Raw genomic sequence first — 6,147 nt, forward strand, 5'->3', positions numbered from 1 at the left:
CCTTATTATTTTCACGACTTTGATCGCTATGTAAGCAACTACTCAAATAGAATAATCCAACCATCAAAGTGAATCAGGGGTATCAGGGATATAAGTTATCCGGTAACCATGTCGCGAGCTGCGGGAACAATGCCAACGCCAGCAAAACAATCAACTGGATCAGAATAAAAGGCAGCACCCCTTTGTAAATTTGTAGGGTTTTTATACTCTTATCTGCTACACCACGCAAATAAAATAATGCGAATCCAAAAGGTGGCGTCAGAAAAGACGTTTGTAAGTTAACCGCTATCATGATCCCAAGCCAAACCGGATCCAGTCCCATCATCAGCAAGATCGGCGCGACAATTGGGATCACCACAAACGTAATTTCGATGAAATCGAGAATAAAACCTAATAGGAAAATCACCACCATGACTATAATCGTCGCGGTAATCACCCCTCCGGGAAGATCGTTAAAAATGCCATGAATCAAGGTTTCGCCGCCCAAACCTCGAAACACCAGTGAGAACAAACTGGCGCCGATTAAAATCATAAACACCATGGAAGAGATTTTTAAGGTTGACTGCATTACCGCCTGTAAGGCCACCAAGGTTAGTTGTTTTTGTAGGATCGCCAGTACTAAAGCACCAAACGCACCAACACCCGCAGCCTCCGTTGGCGTCGCATAACCGGTGAGAATCGAACCGAGTACGATGCTCATCAGCATTAAAGGCGGTAACAGCGCGCTTACAAGCACGCGCCAGCTGACCTTTTCACTGTCTTGTTGTGACGCTGGTGCCATTTCTGGCTTAACCCAGGTAACAATAACAATGTAGGCAATATATAACACCACCAGTAATAAACCCGGCAGCACCGCACCGGCAAATAAATCACCAACACTGACCGTATCTGGATTGAAATTCCCCATATCCAGTTGCGCCCGCTGATAAGCATTACTCAATACATCGCCCAGCAAAACCAGAGCAATCGAAGGAGGAATAATCTGCCCTAACGTACCTGTGGCACAGATAACACCGGTGGAAAGTGAGGTGTCGTATCCCCGCTTTAACATGGTTGGCAAAGACAATAATCCCATGGTAACCACAGTCGCACCAACAATGCCGGTGCTTGCCGCCAGCAACATACCAACGATGGTTACAGATATTGCCAGTCCCCCAGGAAACCGGGAAAACAACTGCGCCATTGAGGTTAACAGTTTTTCAGCAATCTGGGCTTTTTCTAAAACCGCTCCCATAAACACAAACAAGGGTACAGCGAGTAACGTCTGATTATTTAATATTCCGTAAATACGGCTTGGAAAAGCAGACAAATAAGATGTATCAAATGCGCCAAATAACGCCGCCACGCCAGCAAACAATAAGGATGTTCCCGCCAGTGTCAGTGCCACTGGATAGCCAATCAATAACATCAAACAGATGCAGGCAAACATCAATAATGCCAAGTACTCCATTACACCTGCTCCATAGATTCATTTTTGATTTTTAGTTTACCCTGCAATATCAGGATATTGCGACCAACTTCACTAATCCCCTGTAACCCTAAAGTAAACGCCAGTGCATAGATTAGGGTTTTATTGAGATATACCAGCGGTAATCCACCAGGCTCGCGGGATTTTTCCAGTATGCTCCAGGAGGCAGCGATAAAGTCACTGCTAATCCAAGCCATAAAAATCATTACCGGAAACAGTAAAAACACGGTGCCAAACAGATTGATCCAGGCTTGCGCTTTCTCAGAGCCGCGATGATAAAACACATCAACTCGGACATGGCCGTTATGTTTTAAGGTATAGGCAGCGCCAAGCATAAATATCGTTGCGTGGGCATAAAGAACGGATTCTTGCAGGGCAATCGAGCCGATATTAAAACCGTAGCGTAATACCACGACAAAAAAAGTAAGCACGACAATTAACAGGGTTAGCCAGGCAATAAGCTTTCCCAGGGTTTCATTGAGCTTATCAATGAATGAAACGACTTTGGCAAGCCACAAACTGAACATTCAATCTCCCAAACAATGACAATCTTAAGTCCTTGCTGTCATTTGATTATTATTTTTTAGCTATTGATAGCAGATATGGCGGTGTTTGAAAAGACGACGATCTATGCCGGGAGGTGAAAAACAGTAAAACAAAAAGTAAAAGGCTAAAAGTTGAACGAAAAATAGAGCCCGATAAAACGATTCTGGCAGCAAATTCAACATCGCTGCCGTCTTTATCAATGCATATTATTTTTTGCTGGCACAATCTGGTGAACTTGGTATTTGCGCTTCTGTCATTGACTGCCACTGCTGCGGATCGTAGGCGTGGATCGCAAGTGCATGAATATGATTGGCCAGCTCATCCGCGAGAACGGCGTTAATCGCACGATGGCGTTGTAGCAGGCGTTGACCGCTAAATTGCTCGCTGACCACAATGACTTTAAAGTGAGATTCACTACCGCTTGGCACGTTATGCATATAACTTTCATTAATCACATCGAGGTGTACTGGTGACAATTGGGTGGCAAGCTTTTGTTCGATCTGCGCTTTGATGCTCATATTTATTCACTCGTAATTAGAAGCTTTGGGTTTTACCGGATGCACGATAGTTCGATACGTCAGGTTAATTCTGCCCTGCATGGGTTTAGCAGATTTCGGTAAACTATGTTGCCAGTTTTCCTGCAACGAACCAAACATCAATATCAGGCTTCCCGATCTTAATAAGATTGTCTGCTTTTCGCCACTGCTTTTATGCCGTAAACAAAAACGTCTTTCCTGACCAAACGAGGCACTCGCGATAACGGGGTACCGACCTAGCGCTTTTTCATCATCACTATGCCATCCCATCGAGTCTTGCCCGTCCCGATACCAATTACCCAATACGGCATTAAAATCCGTACCGGCGATAGTATCTAGCTGCTGGCGAACTTGCAGCAATGCTGGGGTCCAGGCCTGTGGAATTAAATCCAGCCCCGAATATCGATAGAAACTCTCAGGGTTTCCGTGCCAGGCTTGCATGCGCGGGATCAAAACTTGCTTGCCAAACATGGCGATTTTCTCCTGACGCCAGCGTAATTCCATAGCAAGCTTGCTATAGAGTTCTCGAGCCTGTTTTTCAGAAAAACATTGGGGTAAATACAGCAAGTTATCGTCGCAATAAAATTGCCCCCCTTGACCTTGTGGGTTGTCAGTCACAAATCGTTGCAGTTTTTTTAAAATCGCCATGGATTGCCTGTGGCATATAGCTTTGATTAATGCGACAATAGCGCCATCGGTTACATATTTAAAGAAAATTTAATCAGTATTTAACTTTCAGAACACCGCTGGCGAACACTTTTTCGATACTCGCCGAATCTGATTAAAGGATATCAAAACCGGTTAACAAGAATACCTAAAACATAATATTTCGCTAAGTCAGTCTTCTTAGCATCACGATAACGAGAAAATAAAAATAAATGCTCAGCCCCTGCCTAAACCCGCAAAAAGCGGATGGTTTGTTGTTGGAACAAGCGCCAGTTGAAGCGCTGGATAGCACGGACAGTGCTCGCCAGGCGGATTTACTTGTGCTTGAGCGTTATCCACCCGCGCAAGTCAATCGTAGCCTGCAAGCCTGGGATAGTGGTGATGAGTATCTATTAAAAACGATTGCGGAACAGTCTTTACTAAGCTCCTCAGCAACGCCAATCAAGATAGCCATATTCAATGATAATTTTGGCGCCCTTAGCTGCAGTTTAAGTCACCAAAAAATTACCTTTATCAGCGACTCATATGTCGCAACCAAAGGCTGCAAAGCAAACCTGGCGAATAACCTGTTATCTGACGAAAATATAGAATTTTGTAATAGCATCGAGTTGGACGAAGAAAAAGCGGATCTGATCCTCGTCAAGCTGCCTAAAATCAAAGCGTATTTTCACTATCAATTGCAACAAATACACAGGTTATGCGGTGACAATACCAAGATTATCATCGCCGGCAAGGCAAAAGACATTCATACCTCAACTCTGACTTTGGTTGAACAACAACTTGGCGAGTGCAAAACCTCTATTGCCTGGAAAAAATCACGACTTATTTTTGTTAACAGAAATGCAAAAAAACAAACCGAGCTCCCTGCCCATAAAGAATGGCAACTTGACGTAGAGAATTTAAACAACGTTGCCGTCGGTAATCACGCCAATGTGTTCTCAAGAGACAGCTTAGATATCGGCGCACGCTTTATGCTTGATCATTTGCCTAAGGTAAAAGCCGGAACCCGAGTGGGTGATCTAGGTTGTGGCAATGGTGTTTTGGGTATGGCGTTATTGCAAAAACAGTCTGATTTAACACTACATTTTTTTGATGAATCGTTTATGGCGGTGCAGTCGGCAAAAATGAATGTAGAGAAAAACTTTCCCGAACAATCGTCCCAATGCCAATTCCATTGGAATGATTGTTTAAACGATGTCGAGGCCGCTAGCCTTGATTTAATTCTATGTAATCCCCCATTTCACCAGCAACAGGCGGTCACCGACCATATCGCCTGGCAAATGTTTCAAGATTGTTATCAAGTCTTGGATACCGGTGGTGAAGTCAGGATAATAGGCAACAGACAACTGGGATACCACATTAAGCTGAAAAGGCTGTTTGGTAATGCCCGTATTGTCTCGAGTAATAAGAAATTTGTTGTGTTATCTGCGGTAAAATTATGAAATTAAAAAATCTCTTTATTATTGGTACCATCTTCATCACTTCGGCGTGTGCTGAAAAGACCGGAATGATTGAACTACAACCTGAGTTGATTAATACTCCGGCAAGGATCTATTTGCAAAAAACAGCAAAGATCTCGGTGACGGATAGTCGCGACAAAGGCCATATCGTCGAAGTGTTAAACATCGACCGTCCTTCAACGACCATCGATTCATCTGCGGCTCTGTCACAGGTTCTGAACAGGCAGTTTAAAAATCAATTGGCGAACCAAGGCCTGGATCTGGCAGATGAAAGCGACCTAAAAGTTATTTTTGATGTTGAACGCGCTAGAACCTACGTCAATCAGGATGTTCTTGATTATCGTGCCAACACCATTATTAAGTTACAGGTTAAGATGGAAAACTCGGCGCAAACCATGTCAAAGACATTTACTTTGCGTGCCACAAGCCGTGGTCCATTAAGTGCAAACCTCGAAACGTTGCAACGTGACTTTAATACCCAATTGTCCAAATTAATCGACCAGGTACTGGAAGATGAGCAGCTCCAGCAATTTATCAAAGGCTAATTGATGATAAAAATACGGAAGTTTTTATTACTCGGTTTTGCAGCGCTTGCCCTGTTATCAGGTCAAGCGTTGGCGCATCCGCAACCTCAAGGCAAGGTGATTGCCGCCAATAACCTCTACCCGCAAATCAAAATGGAAACCAACAAAGGTGTCATCATTGTTGAGTTGAACCGGGTCAAAGCGCCAATTGCGGTCAATAACTTTATTAATTACGTGATCCGAGGTGAATATAACAACACCATATTCCATCGTGTGATTGAAGATTTCGTGGTTCAGGGCGGCGGCTATGATACGGACCATATTCCCCGTAAAAATGGCGATGAAATTTATAATGAATCCGGTAATGGCCTGAAAAATGAAGTCGGCACGATTGCCATGGCTCGCCAGCATGATCCCCATTCGGCTATCCGCCAGTTTTATTTTAACGTTAGCGACAATGACAGTTTAGATCCCGGTCGCAACTGGGGTTATACCGTATTTGGCTCAGTGACCTTTGGCGAAGAGATATTATTGCAGATGTCCGCGGTTGAAACCGATTTCAACGAAGATTTAAACCTCGATGATGTCCCGGTTGAACCTCTTATTCTTATCAAGGCTACGTTGATGCCGGAAGATTATATTCACGAAGGCTAGAGCCTTCGTGAGCACGTATCGCAAACGATACTCCGGGTACGTGACAGAAAACGTCACTTCGAGTACACAATCAAGATTGTTCCGAGCACGCGACGAAAAACGTCGCTTCGAGTACGCAATCAAAGATTGTTCCGAGCACGCGACGAAAAACGTCGCTTCGAGTACGCTGATGTCATCAGCTCCGAGTACACGCTGTTTCGAGCGAAAAGCAGCCTAACCTCGCGTCATTCCCTATATGGACTCCCGTTTCATTTCAAGGATACTATCAAAATAAATTGTAAAACTGCTTCCGC

At 44.1% G+C, this 6,147-nt stretch carries 7 protein-coding genes; 3 read left to right on the forward strand and 4 right to left on the reverse strand.

Translation table 11 applies throughout. From position 1 onward, the window contains the following. Positions 1-82: 82 nt before the first annotated feature. The 4 genes from FE810_RS14400 to FE810_RS14415 all read right to left on the reverse strand — a co-directional run bounded on the left by FE810_RS14400 (position 83) and on the right by FE810_RS14415 (position 3,198). Positions 83-1,450: a TRAP transporter large permease gene (locus tag FE810_RS14400; RefSeq protein WP_138320880.1), complete on the reverse strand. Its 1,368-nt coding sequence runs from the start codon at positions 1,448-1,450 to the stop codon at positions 83-85. Beyond that, on the reverse strand, positions 1,450-1,995 hold the full coding sequence (locus FE810_RS14405) for a TRAP transporter small permease subunit (RefSeq protein ID WP_138320882.1): 546 nt from the start codon (positions 1,993-1,995) through the stop codon (positions 1,450-1,452). Before FE810_RS14405 ends, FE810_RS14400 begins: the two co-directional genes overlap by 1 nt. A gap of 225 nt (positions 1,996-2,220) precedes the next feature. Continuing rightward, on the reverse strand, positions 2,221-2,532 hold the full coding sequence (locus FE810_RS14410) for a BolA family protein (protein ID WP_138320884.1): 312 nt from the start codon (positions 2,530-2,532) through the stop codon (positions 2,221-2,223). A 6-nt stretch (positions 2,533-2,538) separates the two neighbouring features. Beyond that, positions 2,539-3,198 (reverse strand): alpha-ketoglutarate-dependent dioxygenase AlkB family protein, encoded by a 660-nt coding sequence (locus FE810_RS14415; RefSeq protein ID WP_138320886.1) that lies wholly within the window; start codon positions 3,196-3,198, stop codon positions 2,539-2,541. 230 nt (positions 3,199-3,428) lie between these two features. Between FE810_RS14415 and FE810_RS14420 the strand changes: the two genes are divergently transcribed. From FE810_RS14420 to FE810_RS14430, 3 genes are read left to right on the forward strand one after another with little or no spacing between them, the layout of a single operon-like run. After that, complete coding sequence (locus FE810_RS14420; protein WP_138320888.1) at positions 3,429-4,658, forward strand: methyltransferase; 1,230 nt, start codon at positions 3,429-3,431, stop codon at positions 4,656-4,658. After that, entirely contained in the window at positions 4,655-5,221 is a 567-nt protein-coding gene (locus FE810_RS14425; RefSeq protein ID WP_138320890.1) for a YajG family lipoprotein, read from the forward strand. Before FE810_RS14420 ends, FE810_RS14425 begins: the two co-directional genes overlap by 4 nt. 3 nt (positions 5,222-5,224) lie before the next feature. After that, a complete protein-coding gene (locus FE810_RS14430; protein WP_138320891.1) occupies positions 5,225-5,854 on the forward strand; it encodes a peptidylprolyl isomerase in 630 nt (209 codons plus the stop codon). Positions 5,855-6,147: the final 293 nt, after the last annotated feature.

Source organism: Thalassotalea litorea, from assembly GCF_005843925.1.
In the GTDB taxonomy this organism is placed as follows: domain Bacteria; phylum Pseudomonadota; class Gammaproteobacteria; order Enterobacterales; family Alteromonadaceae; genus Thalassotalea_A; species Thalassotalea_A litorea_A.

Coding starts and splice junctions, on each gene's coding strand:
- FE810_RS14400 (WP_138320880.1), bottom strand. CDS start 1,450: ATGGAGTACTTGGCATTATTGATGTTTGCCTGCATCTGTTTGATGTTA.
- FE810_RS14405 (WP_138320882.1), bottom strand. CDS start 1,995: ATGTTCAGTTTGTGGCTTGCCAAAGTCGTTTCATTCATTGATAAGCTC.
- FE810_RS14425 (WP_138320890.1), top strand. CDS start 4,655: ATGAAATTAAAAAATCTCTTTATTATTGGTACCATCTTCATCACTTCG.
- FE810_RS14420 (WP_138320888.1), top strand. CDS start 3,429: ATGCTCAGCCCCTGCCTAAACCCGCAAAAAGCGGATGGTTTGTTGTTG.
- FE810_RS14415 (WP_138320886.1), bottom strand. CDS start 3,198: ATGGCGATTTTAAAAAAACTGCAACGATTTGTGACTGACAACCCACAA.
- FE810_RS14430 (WP_138320891.1), top strand. CDS start 5,225: ATGATAAAAATACGGAAGTTTTTATTACTCGGTTTTGCAGCGCTTGCC.
- FE810_RS14410 (WP_138320884.1), bottom strand. CDS start 2,532: ATGAGCATCAAAGCGCAGATCGAACAAAAGCTTGCCACCCAATTGTCA.